Genomic DNA, 14975 nt, shown 5'->3' on the forward strand with positions numbered 1-14975 from the left:
AATGAGCACGAACCAGCTGACCAGTAAACTAACCAGACAATGTCCGACATTAAAGAAAGACGTCCTCCGACGTTCAACTATTACGTGGCCTTCGCCGCTCGAGTAGTTCCAGAGCAGCTAAGCCATGAAGGCGTTATATCGATTGAATATAACTAACAACCCCATAGCAAACGCCTATTGAAGCCAGATCAACGTTTAAGCACTTTCCTATATACCCGCTAGTGATGATGCTCAGACGCAACAATCCCATACTTGCGTAACTTGCGGTACAGCGTATTACGGCTGACCGCCAACAGTTGCGCCGTACGGGTTATATGCCAGCGCTGCTGTTCAAGTGCACTCAGCAGGGTTTTACGTTCCGCCTCGTCCAGGGGCGAAACATCAACAGGAATAGAAGGCGCGAAACTCGGCATACGTACATTTGCCGGCAGATCATCCAACGCAACTCGGCCGTCCTCAGCCAACGCCACCAGCGTGCGCAAGACCATGCGCAATTGCCGCACGTTGCCCGGCCAGGCGTAAGCGAGCAGCGCCTGCCGTGCCGCCACGTCCAGCGTGAGCGCCTGCCCTGCGGTTTCTTGTGCCAATAGAAAGTCCAACAGCTGCGCTTTATCCGTGCGCTCACGCAATGCGGGCAACGCCACCTCCAACCCATTGAGCCGGTAATACAAGTCTTCCCGAAAGCTGCCGGCCTGAACGCGCTCAAACAAAATTCGGTGGGTTGCGCTGATGATCCGCACATCTATTGCCTGTGCAGCACCACCGATAGGCACGACCATGCGGTCCTCCAACACCCTTAAAAGACGGGTTTGCAACCCAAAAGGCATGTCGCCGATCTCGTCGAGGAACAGCGTGCCGCCATCGGCCTGTTGCAGCTTGCCGCGCATGCCTTCCTTGAGCGCGCCGGTAAAACTGCCGCCGCGATAGCCGAACAACTCGCTCTCAATCAGGTTTTCAGGGATGGCGGCGCAATTGAGGGCCACGAAAGGTTTGTCGGCGCGCTGGCTGGCCTGGTGCACGGCCTTGGCGAATGCCTCTTTGCCGCAGCCGGTCTCACCGTTGATCAGCAATGGCACGTCGCGCTCAAAGACTTTCAGCGCCTTGCGAAAATCATTCTGCAGGGCCGGATCGCCCAGGCAGATGCCCGGCAAACGCGAAGTTTCAGGCTTGGCCAACGGCGGCGGCACACTGCGCGACTGACCACGCAACGCGGCGAACAACGAGCGCCCATCACGGGTACGCAGCGGCCAGCTGGCCGTGGCATTGGCACTGGCGCGGCCGAGCAGTTGGTCAAGCGAACAATCGAAAAATGCTTCCACCGGCTGGCCCAGCAAACCGTCGCGCGCCTGCCCCAGCAGGTTCAGCGCGCTTTGGTTTACCGCGCAGATACGCCCTTCGCCATCAAACGCCAGCAACCCCTCGCTGAACAGGCCCACGGATTCGGCCTGCAGGTGAAAGCGCAGCAGCCAGTGATTTTCAAAATGACGCAGGAAGTAACAGCTCTCGATCATCTTCGCCGACAGGTTCACCAGCGCCATCGTATGGAACTGGCTCTGGCGCGACACCGCTTCGCGCGCCGAGGAGACGTCGAGCACCGCCAGCAATTCGCCATGGGGATCAAACACCGGGCTCGCCGAACAGGTCAGCCCGGTGTGGCGGCCGCGAAAATGCTCATCACGGTGAATAGTCAGGGACTGGCGCTCCACCAGGCAGGTGCCGATGCCGTTGGTGCCTTCGCAGGCTTCGCTCCAATCGGCACCCAGCCACAGCCCGGCGCGCTCGAAAACCTTGCGCTCGGACGGCGCGGTCACGCAGTTGAGGATCACCCCGCGTGCGTCGGTCAATAGCACCGCGTGGCCCGCGCCCGAGAGCTGTTGATGCAGGCTGTTCATCTCGCCGCCGGCAATGTGCAGCACTTGCTGCAGGCGTTCGCGGCTTTCCAGCAGGCGGCCGTGTTCAAGCACGGTGGGGGCGATGCTCACCGCAGGGTCGAGGTGATAGTCCTCAAGGCAACGCAGCCAGGAGCGGGCGATAGAGGGGTCGCTGGACGGGTCGCGGCCATGCGCCACGGTCAGGACTTGCTGGGCATGACGGCTGAAATGATCGTTGTGCATTTCTTATTATTCTCCCTGCATGAGAACGGCCAGCATCCCCCGGCATCCCGACCATTGCAACCCCGGGCCGACCCGTTGGCCATGGGCTGTACCGTTTATGGCACAAACTGTCACTCACACTGTGCCACCCCTGCCACAGCAACGCGTTGCAACACAGCTGCCCCCCCTGATTTAGCAGGCCCGCACGCGGTGGCCCGACCTTTGCTCTACGCTTTATCAAGCGCAATTCCGCTGTACTCCAATAAACATAAAAGTCAGGAGATACCCACCATGCGTTACGCACACCCCGGTACTGAAGGCGCGATCGTTTCGTTCAAGGCCAAGTACGGCAACTTCATCGGCGGCGAGTTCGTTGCGCCGGTCGATGGCAACTATTTCACCAACACCTCGCCGGTCAACGGCAAGGCCATCGCCGAATTCCCGCGCTCCAACGCCAAAGACATCGACAAAGCCCTCGACGCCGCCCACGCCGCGGCTGACGCCTGGGGCAAAACCTCTGCCCAGGACCGCTCGCTGGTACTGCTGAAAATCGCCGACCGCATCGAACAGAACCTCGAACTGCTGGCCATCACCGAAACCTGGGACAACGGCAAGGCCGTGCGTGAAACCCTCAACGCCGACATCCCGCTGGCCGCCGACCACTTCCGTTACTTCGCCGGGTGCATCCGCGCCCAGGAAGGCACCAGCGCCGAAATCAACGAACTCACCGCGTCCTATCACTTCCACGAGCCGCTGGGCGTAGTCGGTCAGATCATCCCGTGGAACTTCCCGCTGCTGATGGCCGCCTGGAAACTCGCGCCCGCCCTGGCGGCCGGTAACTGTGTGGTGCTCAAGCCAGCCGAGCAGACGCCGCTGGGCATCAACGTGCTGATGGAATTGATCGGCGACCTGCTGCCACCGGGCGTGCTGAACGTGGTGCACGGTTACGGCAAAGAAGCCGGCGAAGCCCTGGCCACCAGCAAGCGCATCGCCAAAATCGCCTTCACCGGTTCCACGCCAGTGGGCTCGCACATCATGCACGCGGCGGCCGAAAACATTATTCCGTCCACCGTTGAGCTGGGCGGCAAGTCGCCGAACATCTTCTTTGCCGACATCATGAAAGCCGAGCCTTCGTTCATCGAGAAAGCCGCAGAAGGCCTGGTGCTGGCGTTCTTTAACCAGGGCGAAGTGTGCACCTGCCCATCCCGCGCGTTGGTGGAAGAGTCGATCTACGACGACTTCATGAAAGTGGTGATGAAAAAGGTCGAGCAGATCAAACGCGGCGACCCGCTGGACACCGACACCATGGTCGGCGCCCAGGCGTCCGAGCAGCAGTTCGACAAGATCCTGTCTTACCTGGAAATCGCCAAGGGCGAAGGCGCGCAACTGCTGACCGGCGGCAAGGTCGAGAAGCTCGAAGGCGACATGGCCGGCGGTTATTACATCCAGCCGACCCTGCTCAAGGGCACCAACGAAATGCGCGTGTTCCAGGAAGAAATCTTCGGCCCGGTGGTGAGCATCACCACCTTCAAGGACGAAGCCGAAGCCCTGGCGATTGCCAACGACACCGAGTTCGGCCTCGGCGCCGGCGTGTGGACCCGCGACATCAACCGCGCCTACCGCATGGGCCGCGCGATCAAGGCAGGCCGCGTGTGGACCAACTGCTACCACCTGTACCCGGCGCACGCCGCGTTTGGCGGTTACAAGAAATCCGGCGTGGGCCGTGAGACGCACAAGATGATGTTGGACCATTACCAGCAGACCAAGAACCTGCTGGTGAGCTACGACATTAATCCGCTGGGCTTCTTCTAACTAAACCCCCAAGCAGGCAAGCCAGCCCCCAACTTGAAATGCAATCAAGTGTGGGAGCTGGCTTGCCTGCGATAGCGGTGTGTCATTCAACAAAGGTGCTGGATCTGCTGGCCCCATCGCCGGCAAGCCAGCTCCCACAGTTGAACTTCGCAAGTCGTTGCTACCTCATCCGGCACGCAGAGGCCGAATTAAAAACAATAAGAACGGACGGTACTTTCCCATGCCTAGCGAACCCACTGGCTCTTCCGTCGACTTCGAAAAAGTCGATTCTCAATATTTCCAACAACGCGAACTGAAAAAAGGCGCCGCCGGCTGGGTGCTGTTGGTCGGCCTCGGCGTTGCTTACGTGATCTCCGGCGACTATGCCGGCTGGAACTTCGGCCTGGCCCAAGGTGGCTGGGGCGGCATGTTCCTCGCCACGCTCCTGATGGCCACCATGTATTTGTGCATGTGTTTTTCCCTGGCCGAACTGTCTTCCATGATCCCCACCGCGGGCGGCGGCTACGGCTTTGCCCGCAGCGCGTTCGGGCCTTGGGGCGGGTTCCTCACCGGCACCGCCATCCTGATTGAATACGCCATCGCCCCCGCCGCCATCGCGGTGTTTATCGGCGCGTATTGCGAGTCGCTGTTCGGCATCGGCGGCTGGATGATTTACCTGGCGTTCTACATCATCTTTATCGGCATCCACATCTTCGGCGTCGGCGAAGCCTTGAAGTTGATGTTTGTGATCACCGCGATCGCCGCCATTGCCTTGGGCGTGTTCCTGGTAGCGATGATGCCGCACTTCAATGTGGCCAACTTGCTGGATATTCCGGTGACCGAGGCCAAGGGCGCCAGCACGTTCCTGCCGTTCGGCTACGTTGGCGTGTGGGCGGCAATTCCTTACGCCATCTGGTTCTTCCTCGCCGTCGAAGGTGTGCCACTGGCCGCCGAAGAAACCAAGAACCCGAAACGCGACCTGCCACGCGGCCTGATCGGCGCCATTGTGGTGCTGACCAGTTTTGCCCTGTTGATTCTGGTGATTGCACCGGGCGGCGCGGGCACTTACGCGCTGATCAAATCCGGCAACCCGCTGGTTGAAGCGCTGGCGCTGTCCTACGGCGGTTCAACCTGGATGGGCAGCTTCGTCAACCTGGTGGGCTTGGCTGGATTGATCGCGAGCTTTTTCTCGATTATCTACGCCTATTCGCGGCAGATTTTCGCCTTGTCCCGCGCCGGTTACCTGCCGCGCAAGCTGTCGCAAACCAACAAGAGCAAGGCGCCAGTGCTGGCACTGGTGATCCCCGGCATTATCGGTTTCGGCCTGTCACTGACCGGCCAGGGCGACTTGCTGATTCTCGTGGCTGTGTTTGGCGCGACCATTTCCTACGTACTGATGATGGCCGCGCACATCACCCTGCGCATCCGCCGCCCCAAAATGGACCGTCCGTATCGCACGCCGGGTGGCATTTTTACTTCGGGCGTCGCGCTGGTACTGGCCTGCGTGGCCGTGGTGGCGGGCTTTCTGGTGGACCCGCGCGTGGTTATTGGCGCGGCGATCATCTATGGAGTATTAATTGCTTACTTTGCTTTCTACAGCCGGCATCACTTGGTAGCAGGCACGCCGGAAGAGGAATTCGCGGCGATCCAGGCCGCAGAGGCCGCCTTGCACTAACTGCCGAAAACCTCGACGCAGGCCTTGGCCTGCGTCGCCCAGGAGACACTGTATGGCAAGCTTTTCCCACGCGGTGGGTGCACAGACCTACCGCTTTGACAGCCTCAAGGACGTGATGGCCAAGGCCAGCCCTGCGCGCTCCGGTGACTTTCTCGCTGGCGTAGCCGCGCAAAACGACGGCGAGCGCGTGGCGGCGCAGATGGCGCTGGCGAATATCCCGCTGAAACATTTTCTCGAAGAAGTGCTGATTCCCTACGAAAGCGATGAAGTTACCCGACTGATCATCGATACCCACGATAAACAGGCGTTTGGCGTGGTCAGCCACCTGACCGTCGGCGGCCTGCGTGACTGGCTGCTCAGTGACGCGGCCGACGAACACTCCCTACGCACATTGGCGCCGGGTCTTACACCGGAAATGGCGGCGGCCGTCTCGAAAATCATGCGCGTGCAGGATTTGGTGCTGGTGGCCCAGAAGATCCGCGTGGTCACGCAGTTTCGCGGCACCATGGGCCTGCGCGGGCGCCTGTCGACCCGCCTGCAACCCAACCACCCCACCGATGAACCGGCAGGCATTGCCGCCAGCATTCTCGATGGGCTGTTGTATGGCAACGGCGACGCCATGATCGGCATCAACCCGGCCACCGACAGCATCGCCTCGATCTGCGCCATGCTGGAAATGCTCGACGCAATCATCCAGCGCTACGAAATCCCGACCCAGGCCTGCGTGCTGACCCACGTCACCACCTCCATCGAAGCCATCAACCGGGGCGTGCCGTTGGACCTGGTGTTTCAGTCGATCGCCGGCACCGAGGCCGCCAACGCCAGTTTCGGCATCAGCCTGAGCGTGCTGCAGGAAGGTTACGAGGCGGGTTTGAGCCTGAATCGCGGCACGCTGGGCAACAACCTGATGTATTTCGAAACCGGCCAGGGCAGCGCCTTGTCGGCCAACGCGCACTTTGGCGTCGACCAGCAAACCTGCGAAACCCGCGCCTACGCCGTGGCCCGGCATTTCAAACCGTTTCTGGTGAATACGGTTGTAGGATTTATCGGCCCGGAGTACCTGTACAACGGCAAACAGATCATCCGCGCGGGCCTTGAAGACCACTTCTGCGGCAAGCTGCTCGGTGTGCCGATGGGCTGCGACATCTGCTACACCAACCACGCCGAAGCCGACCAGGATGATATGGACACCCTGCTGACCCTGCTCGGCGTGGCCGGGATCAACTTCATCATGGGCATCCCCGGTTCCGACGACATCATGCTCAACTACCAGACCACCTCGTTCCACGACGCCTTGTACGCCCGGCAAACATTGGGTTTAAAACCGGCGCCGGAGTTTGAACAGTGGCTGGCGAAAATGGGCATCTTCACGCAAGCCGACGGCAAGGTGCATTTCGGCAACAGCCTGCCACCAGCGTTTCGCCAAGCCTTGGCGCAATTGGGATGAAGGAGCCGCCCGTGCACGTCGAACCTCTTGAAACCACGCCTGAAAACCCGTGGCTGGAACTGCGCCGCCTGACCCCGGCGCGCATCGCCCTGGGCCGCACCGGCACCAGCATCCCCACCAGCGCACAGCTGGATTTTCAGTTCGCCCACGCCCAGGCACGCGACGCGGTGCACCTGCCCTTCGACCACGCCGGCCTGAGCAGCCAGATGGCCGAACGCGGGCGCGAAAGCGTGTTGCTGCACAGCGCGGCCGTCGACCGTCATATGTATTTGCAGCGCCCGGACCTCGGGCGGCGGTTGAGTGATGAATCCGCCCAGAGCCTGCGCAATTACGCCGCCGCCAACCCCGGCGGCGTGGACCTGGCCGTGGTGGTCGCCGATGGTTTATCGGCACTGGCCGTGCATAAACACACGCTGCCATTTCTGACACGCATGGAAGAACAGACCCACGCCGAAGGGTGGTCCCTTTCGCCGGTGATTTTGGTGGAACAGGGCCGCGTAGCGGTGGCGGATGAAGTCGGCCAATTGCTCGGTGCCAAGATGGTAGTGATCCTGATCGGCGAACGGCCTGGGCTCAGCTCGCCGGACAGCCTGGGCCTGTATTTCACCTACAACCCCAAGGTCGGCCTCACCGACGCCTACCGTAACTGCATCTCCAACGTGCGCCTGGAAGGCTTGAGCTACGGCATGGCAGCGCATCGCCTGCTTTACTTGATGAAGGAGGCGTGTCGCCGGCAGCTGTCGGGGGTCAATCTCAAGGACGAGGCGCAGGTTCAGACGATTGAGTCGGATGATCCTGACCTGATGAAGGGCAATTTCCTGCTCAGCTCACCGGATGACTGATCGCTGCACGATTGCGCTTTTTCGCGACGTTAGGCAGCATCGAGTCACGGCCGCTTGTGTGGTCATCCCCCCCTTTGGAAGTTGAGGCCTGGCATGCGGATTACTCAAGCGACCCTGGAACACCTGGACCTGTTGACCCCGCTCTTCGTCAAATACCGCGAGTTCTATGGGGCGTTGCCATTCCCGGACTCGTCGCGGGACTTTTTGGAAAAGCGCCTGCGACGCAAGGAATCGGTGATTTACCTGGCGCTGGCGGATGATGATGACAAGAAGTTGCTGGGGTTTTGTCAGCTGTATCCGAGTTTTTCGTCTTTATCGCTCAAACGCGTCTGGATTCTGAATGACATCTACGTGGCTGAAGACGCCCGGCGGCAGTTGGTGGCGGATAACCTGATGCGCACCGCGAAAAAAATGGCCAAGGACACCCAGGCCGTGCGGTTGCGGGTGTCGACCAGCAGTGACAATGAAGTGGCGCAGAAGACGTATGAGTCGATCGGGTTCCGTGAGGACACGGAGTTCAAGAACTATACGTTGCCGATCAGCGAAGATTGACCCCACACCACAATCACCACAAATCCCTGTGGGAGCTGGCTTGCCTGCGATAGCGGTGGACCAGTCAGCGCCCATGTCACAGACACGCCGCCATCGCAGGCAAGCCAGCTCCCACATTTTGTTCCGTGTACATCCTTGATAAACGCGACATCCCCCGCTACAAAACCAACACGCTTTTCACGACTCAATCCGTATAATGCGGACCTTTCAGTCTTGTAAGAAATTGGGCATACACTTGTAGCCTTATTACCCGACGCCCCCGCACAGGCCTGCTGAGCCGGGCCATTCACACAGGTGCCCTACATGGATTTCAACCCGCTCGACCTTATCCTGCATCTCGATGTTTACCTCGACATGCTGGTGAGAAACTATGGAGTGTGGATTTACGCCATTCTGTTCCTGGTCATTTTTTGCGAGACCGGGCTGGTGGTCATGCCCTTCCTGCCGGGTGACTCTTTGCTGTTCATCGCTGGCGCCATCGCAGCCGGCGGCGGCATGGACCCGGTGTTGCTGGGCGGTTTGTTGATGTTGGCGGCGATTCTCGGCGACAGCACCAACTACGTCATAGGACGAACAGCCGGGGAACGCTTGTTCAGCAACCCGAACTCGAAAATCTTCCGCCGCGACTACCTGCAAAAAACCCACGATTTCTACGACAAACACGGCGGCAAAACCGTGACCCTGGCGCGCTTCCTGCCGATCCTGCGCACGTTTGCGCCGTTCGTCGCCGGTATCGCCAAAATGCCTTACCCGCGCTTCTTCGGGTTCAGCGTGTTTGGCACCATCCTGTGGGTCGGCGGCCTCGTGACCCTGGGCTACTTCTTCGGCAACGTGCCGTTTATCAAGAAGAACCTGTCGCTGCTCGTGGTGTTTATCATCCTGCTGTCGCTGGTGCCGATGATCATCGGTGTGGTCCGCAGCCGCTTCGGTCGCACGTCCTCCGAAGCCAAGTCGTAAGCACTGCCCGTGTGGTCCCTCAGCGCCTGGCGTCGCCGGCGCCTGCTGGCCAAGCACCCGATTGCCGATGACACCTGGCAGCGGGTGCGCGAGCACCTGACCTTTCTCGATGGCATCAGCGCCGAGCAAGACCAATGGCTGCGCGAAGCCTGCGTAGTCTTCCTCGACGAAAAACACCTCACCGCCCTGCCCGGCGTCGACCTGCACCAGGAACAACACCTGCTGCTCGCCGCCCAGGCACAACTGCCGCTGATGAACCTCGGCGACCTCGACTGGTATCAGGGTTTCCACGAAATAGTGCTGTACCCCGACGACTTCCTCAGCCCCCAGCGCCATCGCGACGCCAGTGGCGTGGAACATGAGTGGGAAGGCGAACACAGTGGCGAAGCGTGGCAGCAAGGCCCGGTGATCCTCGCCTGGCCCGGCGTGCTCGCCAGTGGCAATTGGGAAGGTTACAACCTGGTGATCCACGAACTCGCGCACAAGCTCGACATGCTCAACGGCGATGCCAACGGCCTGCCGCCGCTGCACAGCGACATGCGCGTGCAAGACTGGGCCAGCGTGATGCAGAGCGCGTTTGACGACCTCAACCGTCAGCTCGACGCCAACCCGGACGCCGATACCGACATAGACCCCTACGCCGCCGAAAACCCGGCGGAGTTCTTTGCCGTCACCAGCGAGTATTTTTTCAGTGCCCCGGATTTGCTGGTCAGCACTTATCCACAGGTGTACGCGCAACTGAGTCAGTTTTATCGCCAGGATCCCCTGGCCCGCCTCACCCGACTGCAGGCCAGCGACGTGCGGTATCAGACGGAACGCCACGCGCCGTACGACGTCTGACGCATGGCATCGGCGTCAGAATATGCCTATAATCGCCGCCACTTTTAGGCCAATCCGGCCATGTTTCATGGCCAACTACGGGGGCATCGCCCAATGAGCTACAGCAAGATTCCGGCTGGCAAAGACCTGCCGAACGACATCTACGTCGCCATCGAAATTCCGGCCAACCACGCGCCGATCAAATACGAAATCGACAAAGACAGCGATTGCCTGTTCGTTGACCGTTTCATGGCCACCCCGATGTTCTACCCGGCCAACTACGGTTTCATCCCGAACACCCTGGCCGACGACGGTGACCCCCTCGACGTGCTGGTGGTAACCCCTTACCCGGTGACCCCAGGCTCGGTTATCCGCGCACGCCCGGTCGGCATCCTGAACATGACCGACGACGGCGGCGGCGATGCCAAAGTTATCGCGGTACCACACGACAAGCTGTCCCAGCTGTACGTGGACGTGAAGGAATACACCGACCTGCCGCCACTGTTGCTGGAGCAGATCAAACACTTCTTCGAGAACTACAAAGACCTCGAAAAAGGCAAATGGGTGAAGATCGACGGTTGGGGCGACGCAGAAGCCGCCCGCGCCGAGATCATGAAGTCGGTCGCTGCCTACAAAGGCTGATACCGCTACTCATTGCCCCGGCAATCAAAAAAGCCCCGATCATTCGGGGCTTTTTTTGTGGGAAAAATTAAACACCCGGTTCAATGTTTAACACCCAACGTTCAACTAAGTTTTATAACTGATAAATCAGGCTACAACTAAGCAAACTCCTACGCGCGCAATTCAACGCATGGTTTATTTGATGGAGTTTTCCGGCCGGTAAACTCTGCGTTTATGAATACATCAGGTGATCGACTAAAAGCACTACTTCGGGAAGTTCATCTTTCCGCCTCCGACTTCGCCAAGAACCGTGGTGTCACGCCTCAACACGTGAACAACTGGTTCAAACGCGGCGTGCCCATGGGCCGACTCAACGAGATCGCAGAACTGCTGTGCATCTCCAGCCGTTGGCTACGCACCGGCGAAGGCCCCAAACACCCACCGGCCAACTTCCTGCTCGAAGGCCACGACACAAGGAACGTGATCCCCATCCGCGAAGACGCGGGCAAATACCTCACAGGCCCAATCAACCGCCCAGAAAGCACCGACGTGGAAATCCCCCTCCACCCTACCTTCACCTCCGTCGAACGCATCCGCGTCACCCTGCACACGTTCAAAACCCTCAACATCAACCCCGACCGCGCAGTAGGCGCCTACATGGTCGACAACAGCATGACCGACATCATCCAGCAAGGCGCCACCCTCGGCATCGACACTGGCCGTACCCAAATCATCGACGGCGAAATCTACGCCGTCGAACACGGCGGCATGCTACGCATCAAATACCTCTACAACCGCCCCGGCGGCGGCCTGCGCATGCGCAGCCACAACACCGGCGAACACCCCGACGAATACCTCACCCACGAACAACGCTTCGAAGAGGACTTCCAGATCGTCGGCTGGGTGTTCTGGTGGTCCACCCTCAACAACCGCCGCCCACCGGTGCCGCTGGATGAGCATTTATTGGGCTGGGAAGGCTCTAAACCGGATCCGGAGGTGGGCAACTGAGGTGAATGCGGGTATCATGCGGCCCACATTTGGCAGGGGGTGGCTCAAGGCTATCCACCCTGCCTGGCGAAGCGGAGGAGTTCCCGCGGATGCCCCTACTATTCAGCCCGACGTGACGTAGGCTGAGCGATTTGAAGGCTGGTGAGGTTTGTCAAAAACAAGCTGAAGCAGTCCCCGAGAAGCCGGCCACAAGCCGGCTTTTTAATGTCTGCAAGAAGTGTGGCCTACTTGTCCAACAGCCTGTTGGACAAGTGGCCAATTAAAAGCGGCTCGCCTTACGTGGGTTGCAAACACTCCACCGCCCGATCCGCCACCATCTTCGCCATCTCCACCAAATGCATCACCGCCCTATGCGGCGCACCCAGCGGTTCGCCAAGCGCTTGCGATGTCGCCACCGCACACTGCAGCAACTCAGCCACACGTACCCACGCGTCTTCGAAGCTCAGTTCTTCATTGACGGTAAATGGGTTCGCAGGCGAATCCGAAACAACATTATCCATAGCCAAACTCCAATCGATAATTTGGAGCTGCCACGACACGCGACTAAACGAAAGGCGGCAGCTGTACGCAGGTTAGTCGACCGGTCGATTGGGAACCCGGCGCACCCGGAGGTGCCCTGCGCACAGCCACCATAAGATGCAGGCGAAGGGGTGCCTGACTCATGAGTGCTAATGCGCCAATCGAATCCGGGCGACTAAACCCGATCACTGAATAGTCAGTGACGGACCGCAGCCTAGTCCCGGAATTTCGCTGGCGCAATGCACTTGGGATTCTCTCGGAAACGTCCTGCAAATGAAAGGGATCAGCCCTGCTGGCCCTTAACACTCAGGCCTCAATCCAATATCAAATGCGGCAAAAACCGACTCGAATCCTTGGTAATCAAACTATTATCTTCCCGCACGCCAATCCCCGCCGCCTGATCACCAATCACCCACGACCCAATCAGCGTGTAGCTGTCCCCAAACCGTGGCAGCGGCGCAAACTCCTGAAGGATAAACGGCGCGTCCGTGTAGGGCCCGTCCTCTTTCACGATCAGCCCGTCGGCGGTTTGCAGCTCGATATTCGCTCCTTCCCGCGAGAAGAACGGCTTGCGCACCCAACCTTTCGGCACGGCTTTGCCCGGGTCGGTATCCAGGTGTGCCGCGAGTAGATTCGGGTGGCCTTTGTTGAACTCCCACAACAGCGGCAGGATGCCTTTGTTGGAGATGATGGATTTCCACGCGGGCTCAAAAAACTGCGTATCGCTCTCGGCAATCGCGGCGCCAAAGGGTTCGTGGAAGATGAACTCCCAGGCGTGCAGTTTGAATAGGTGGGGAATCCAGCGATCTTCGAGGTCGACAAAGCGGCCTTCGGCGGTGAGGCCGATGTCTTCAATGTCAATGTGGCGCGATTCGATGCCGACTTTTTCCGCGACGAGGCGCAGGTAGTCGGTGGTGCCTTTGTCTTCGATGGAGTCTTTCATCGAGGCGAAGTAGAACGGTTGGTTGACCTGCAACTGGGCGAAGGCCTGGTGCAGTTTGGTGTCGATGCTGTTGAATTGGTCGGCGTGTTTGGGCAGCAGGCCGCGCTCGATGCATTGTTCCAGCCAGCCCCATTGGAACGCGGCGGCTTCGTAGAGGCTGGTGGGGGTGTCGTAGTTGAGTTCGAGCAGTTTGGCGGGGCCGGTGCCGTTGTAGGAGAAGTCCATGCGCCCGTAGAGGTGCGGGTGGCCTTCGAGCCAGGAGGTGCGGATCATGTCGTAGAACGGCGCGGGGATGCTCAGGCGTTCCAGCAGTTCTTCGTTGTGGACCACGCGGGCGACGAGGTCCATGCACATGGCATGGATCTCGGTCGTCGGGTCTTCGAGGTCGCGCTCGATTTGCTGGAGCGTGAACTGGTAGTACGCGCTTTCGTCCCAGTAGGGTTCGTCGTCGATGGTGTGGAACAGAAAGCCGAGGCTGTCGGCGGTCTGTTTCCAGTCGTGACGTTCTGCGCAGTGGATTTTCTTCATGGCCCTTCCTTAACTGCTCGACCCGCCGCCGCCCCAGCCGCTGCGGGCGCTGGCTTTGCTGCCGAAGCCGCCACGGGAGGTGGCCGAGGAGACGGTGCTCGACGTATTGGAGGAGCGCAGCGTGTTCGAGTAATTGCTGCTGCCGTAACGGGCCTGGTTCGAGCGGCCGAAGGTCGCGCCGTTCGAGGCACGCTGGTTGAGCGTTGAGGAGCCGTAATTGCCGCGATCATCGCGGTAGCGATACACCGGCTCGGAGCGGTAGCTGTTGCGATTGTTGCTCAGCATGTTGCCGATCAGCAGCCCGGTCAGCAGGCTGGTGGTGGAGAAGCCTGAGCCGCCACCATTGGCTTGCGCGCCAGCCACTTGAGCGTTGGCCGCGTCGACCTGGGATTGGGTCACCTGGCCTTGAGCGGTCAGTTCGAAACCGCCGAGTTTGGGGATGAACTTGCCGGTGGAGTCTTGCTGGCACCAGTCGGCGACGAAGTCGGCATCGCACTCGGCCTGGCTGTCGTACACCGGGGCGATGCGGCGGTGCTCGGCCATGGCGGTCATGTAGGCGTCCGAGCAGACGTCTACCGGGAGCTTTTCATCGGCGCATTGCTGCACGGACTGGAAGTTGTATTTCTTCTGCACATCGTAGGTTTTTTCCGTCGGCCCACAGCCGGATATCGCCATGGCGACCGACGCTGCCAGCGACAGCTGAACGTACTTGCTTCGTTTCATCGGGAGCTCCGTACGGGATCAGTTCTGGGAAGGCGTCATGCAGGCGGCGTTCAGCATGCCGACGCTGATGGCCACGGCGGCCACGTAGATGCCGGCGGCGAGCTCGCCGTTCTTGATGCGCTCGGAAGTGCCTTTGAGCACCAGGCTGGTCACCAGAAACGCCAACAACTGGACGACGGCGGCGATGACGGCCCACACGACGAAGTCGAGGATGCTGATGGAGTAGGCAATCACGTTGCTGGCCGGAATCGCGAAACCGATGATGGCGCCACCCAGGGCAACCGCCGCCGAGACGTTGCCCGCGCGAATCAGTTCGAACTCCTTGTGCGGGGTGACGCGGGTGTAGATGAACTGGAACAGGCCGAACAGTACGGCGGCGCCCAGCAGGTAGGTGACAAACCCGAGCACGGCGGCTTTGTTCAGGGAAATGGAGAGAGCTTCTAGCATGTGTTTCTTC

Annotated in this window: 14 protein-coding genes; 9 read left to right on the forward strand and 5 right to left on the reverse strand. The window is 60.0% G+C overall.

Annotated features, from left to right (window positions below; genetic code table 11):
* Positions 1-218: 218 nt before the first annotated feature.
* Positions 219-2114, reverse strand: a complete 1896-nt coding sequence (locus BFW87_RS07555; protein ID WP_078739293.1) for a sigma-54-dependent Fis family transcriptional regulator — start codon at positions 2112-2114, stop codon at positions 219-221.
* 270 nt (positions 2115-2384) lie between these two features.
* Here BFW87_RS07555 and exaC point away from each other — a divergent pair, with 270 nt between their 5' ends.
* The 9 genes from exaC to BFW87_RS07600 all read left to right on the forward strand — a co-directional run bounded on the left by exaC (position 2385) and on the right by BFW87_RS07600 (position 11805).
* On the forward strand, positions 2385-3905 hold the full coding sequence (gene exaC / locus BFW87_RS07560) for an acetaldehyde dehydrogenase ExaC (protein ID WP_078739294.1): 1521 nt from the start codon (positions 2385-2387) through the stop codon (positions 3903-3905).
* A gap of 220 nt (positions 3906-4125) precedes the next feature.
* Complete coding sequence (gene eat, locus BFW87_RS07565; RefSeq protein ID WP_078739295.1) at positions 4126-5559, forward strand: ethanolamine permease; 1434 nt, start codon at positions 4126-4128, stop codon at positions 5557-5559.
* 52 nt (positions 5560-5611) lie between these two features.
* A complete protein-coding gene (locus tag BFW87_RS07570; protein ID WP_078739296.1) occupies positions 5612-7006 on the forward strand; it encodes an ethanolamine ammonia-lyase subunit EutB in 1395 nt (464 codons plus the stop codon).
* Complete coding sequence (eutC, locus tag BFW87_RS07575) at positions 7003-7848, forward strand: ethanolamine ammonia-lyase subunit EutC (RefSeq protein WP_078739297.1); 846 nt, start codon at positions 7003-7005, stop codon at positions 7846-7848. Before BFW87_RS07570 ends, eutC begins: the two co-directional genes overlap by 4 nt.
* A gap of 93 nt (positions 7849-7941) precedes the next feature.
* The gene (locus BFW87_RS07580; RefSeq protein ID WP_078739298.1) at positions 7942-8400 is read left to right on the forward strand and encodes a GNAT family N-acetyltransferase; all 459 of its coding nucleotides are present in this window, start codon (positions 7942-7944) and stop codon (positions 8398-8400) included.
* A 303-nt stretch (positions 8401-8703) separates the two neighbouring features.
* Positions 8704-9357, forward strand: coding sequence for a DedA family protein (locus tag BFW87_RS07585; protein WP_078739299.1), 654 nt, complete (start codon positions 8704-8706; stop codon positions 9355-9357).
* A gap of 9 nt (positions 9358-9366) precedes the next feature.
* On the forward strand, positions 9367-10197 hold the full coding sequence (locus BFW87_RS07590) for a zinc-dependent peptidase (protein ID WP_078739300.1): 831 nt from the start codon (positions 9367-9369) through the stop codon (positions 10195-10197).
* 93 nt (positions 10198-10290) lie between these two features.
* Entirely contained in the window at positions 10291-10818 is a 528-nt protein-coding gene (gene ppa / locus BFW87_RS07595; RefSeq protein WP_049711351.1) for an inorganic diphosphatase, read from the forward strand.
* Between the two features lie 213 nt (positions 10819-11031).
* Positions 11032-11805, forward strand: coding sequence for a LexA family transcriptional regulator (locus BFW87_RS07600; protein ID WP_078739301.1), 774 nt, complete (start codon positions 11032-11034; stop codon positions 11803-11805).
* A gap of 275 nt (positions 11806-12080) precedes the next feature.
* On the opposite strand, the gene BFW87_RS07610 is transcribed toward BFW87_RS07600, so the two are convergent.
* The 4 genes from BFW87_RS07610 to BFW87_RS07625 all read right to left on the reverse strand — a co-directional run bounded on the left by BFW87_RS07610 (position 12081) and on the right by BFW87_RS07625 (position 14965).
* Entirely contained in the window at positions 12081-12305 is a 225-nt protein-coding gene (locus tag BFW87_RS07610) for a DUF6124 family protein (protein WP_078739302.1), read from the reverse strand.
* A 332-nt stretch (positions 12306-12637) separates the two neighbouring features.
* Positions 12638-13795 carry a glutathionylspermidine synthase family protein gene (locus BFW87_RS07615; RefSeq protein WP_078739303.1) on the reverse strand — a complete coding sequence of 386 codons (1158 nt, stop codon included), beginning with the start codon at positions 13793-13795 and terminating at the stop codon, positions 12638-12640.
* Between the two features lie 9 nt (positions 13796-13804).
* On the reverse strand, positions 13805-14518 hold the full coding sequence (locus BFW87_RS07620; protein ID WP_078739304.1) for a DUF1190 domain-containing protein: 714 nt from the start codon (positions 14516-14518) through the stop codon (positions 13805-13807).
* A gap of 18 nt (positions 14519-14536) precedes the next feature.
* The gene (locus tag BFW87_RS07625) at positions 14537-14965 is read right to left on the reverse strand and encodes a DUF350 domain-containing protein (RefSeq protein WP_078739305.1); all 429 of its coding nucleotides are present in this window, start codon (positions 14963-14965) and stop codon (positions 14537-14539) included.
* Positions 14966-14975: the final 10 nt, after the last annotated feature.

The organism is Pseudomonas fluorescens (assembly GCF_002022275.1).
GTDB classification, from domain to species: domain Bacteria; phylum Pseudomonadota; class Gammaproteobacteria; order Pseudomonadales; family Pseudomonadaceae; genus Aquipseudomonas; species Aquipseudomonas fluorescens_AJ.

Coding starts and splice junctions, on each gene's coding strand:
- BFW87_RS07570 (WP_078739296.1), top strand. CDS start 5,612: ATGGCAAGCTTTTCCCACGCGGTGGGTGCACAGACCTACCGCTTTGAC.
- BFW87_RS07625 (WP_078739305.1), bottom strand. CDS start 14,965: ATGCTAGAAGCTCTCTCCATTTCCCTGAACAAAGCCGCCGTGCTCGGG.
- BFW87_RS07555 (WP_078739293.1), bottom strand. CDS start 2,114: ATGCACAACGATCATTTCAGCCGTCATGCCCAGCAAGTCCTGACCGTG.
- BFW87_RS07580 (WP_078739298.1), top strand. CDS start 7,942: ATGCGGATTACTCAAGCGACCCTGGAACACCTGGACCTGTTGACCCCG.
- BFW87_RS07585 (WP_078739299.1), top strand. CDS start 8,704: ATGGATTTCAACCCGCTCGACCTTATCCTGCATCTCGATGTTTACCTC.
- BFW87_RS07600 (WP_078739301.1), top strand. CDS start 11,032: ATGAATACATCAGGTGATCGACTAAAAGCACTACTTCGGGAAGTTCAT.
- BFW87_RS07620 (WP_078739304.1), bottom strand. CDS start 14,518: ATGAAACGAAGCAAGTACGTTCAGCTGTCGCTGGCAGCGTCGGTCGCC.
- ppa (WP_049711351.1), top strand. CDS start 10,291: ATGAGCTACAGCAAGATTCCGGCTGGCAAAGACCTGCCGAACGACATC.
- eutC (WP_078739297.1), top strand. CDS start 7,003: ATGAAGGAGCCGCCCGTGCACGTCGAACCTCTTGAAACCACGCCTGAA.
- exaC (WP_078739294.1), top strand. CDS start 2,385: ATGCGTTACGCACACCCCGGTACTGAAGGCGCGATCGTTTCGTTCAAG.
- eat (WP_078739295.1), top strand. CDS start 4,126: ATGCCTAGCGAACCCACTGGCTCTTCCGTCGACTTCGAAAAAGTCGAT.
- BFW87_RS07615 (WP_078739303.1), bottom strand. CDS start 13,795: ATGAAGAAAATCCACTGCGCAGAACGTCACGACTGGAAACAGACCGCC.
- BFW87_RS07610 (WP_078739302.1), bottom strand. CDS start 12,305: ATGGATAATGTTGTTTCGGATTCGCCTGCGAACCCATTTACCGTCAAT.